The organism is Agromyces sp. NPDC055658, from assembly GCF_053618155.1.
Genome location: NZ_JBSHHD010000120.1, coordinates 1 through 1,207 on the forward strand (window position 1 = coordinate 1; position 1,207 = coordinate 1,207).

General features: G+C 65.2%; 2 protein-coding genes. Both read right to left on the reverse strand.

The window, feature by feature from the left end; all coding sequences use genetic code 11:
• Positions 1 to 465, reverse strand: a 465-nt coding sequence (locus tag ACWGPE_RS19000; protein ID WP_452049313.1) for a hypothetical protein, incomplete at its 3' end; no start/stop codon positions are given.
• On the reverse strand, positions 462 to 1,207 hold a 746-nt coding region (locus ACWGPE_RS19005; RefSeq protein WP_452049314.1), incomplete at its 5' end, for a LuxE/PaaK family acyltransferase. The genes ACWGPE_RS19000 and ACWGPE_RS19005, both read right to left, overlap by 4 nt.

The following is a 1,207-nucleotide window of genomic DNA, read 5'->3' on the forward strand; positions in this document are numbered from 1 at the left end:
GATGTGCACCGTCCGGGCGCCGAAGGCGCGCACCCGAACCTCGCGGCCGTCGGCCAGCCGGCGTGGCACCCACCCGTTGAGGTGATCCAGGCCGACCTCACTGTCGGCCACCTCCAACACGTTCGGCCGGGAGAACAGCGGCTGCAGAACGCGGTAGCTGTTCTCCAGCATCCGGGCCGGCAGGACATTGGCCACCAGTGCCGCCTCATACGCCTGCTGCAGATGGGGATTGGTGTCGAAGGCCAAGGCGTCGCCGAGCGCTTCCAGGACATCAAGGATCTCGTCGAAACTCAGCTCGTACAGGTCGGCCATCTGCGCCGGGCTGGGCAACGGCAGCCGATCAACAATGCGGTACACGTCCGGCGCCTCGAATTCCGCAGCACCGCTGCGTGTTCCGAACGACACCAGATCATCGGTGATGAGCTCACCGCGCAGGACGAGGGGAACGGTATAGGCGGCACTCATGATTCGAACGCCTTCATGAAGTTGACCGCCTCGTTGTGGACCTCATGGGTGGCCGCACACGTGATCCGGTCATCGTCGACGCCCTGTTTCTCGCTGTAGCGGATGATGTCGTGCTCGAAGGCGACGCTGGTCTGGCCGCACGGGCATTTCAGGTCCCAGTCGATCGTCACCTCGTCGCCGGAGATCGCGCCGCCCCAATGCGCTTTGAGGAGAAGGTCGTAGACGGCCGCCCGGCCGGTCTGCCGCCCGGTGCGAGGCAGCGGCTCGCTGGTCTCCGGGTCGAGAACGAAGGGAATCACCCACGGCTGCACGTGATAGCGCCCCTCGCTGCACCCCCAGTGAAATGCGCTCTGCTCGGAAAAGCCGTAGCCCTCCTGGATGCGCTCGACCCCGAGGAACCGCCGGATCACGTCCATGTAGTCGTCCGGAAGCACGAAGCCTTTCATGCCACCGCCGGTGAGGATCGCCGAGTCCGTGGCGAAGACGCCGGAGATGCCGCGATCCAGGCCGGCTTTGGCCACGTCGTACATCAGGTTGTAGGTGCCGATCATGAAAACCCGCCTACCGGCCAGCTTCTCGGTGATCGTGGTGAAGAACTTGTCCAGGTCCTCGGGCTGGCGCGCCTGCATCGCGATGAACTCGTCCTTACGCGCGGACAGCGCGGGGTCGATCACCAGCCGGTCCAGTTCACCGCGCGACGCCGCCGCACGCATCTTCGAGGCGAGGAACATCAGGTCGGTGT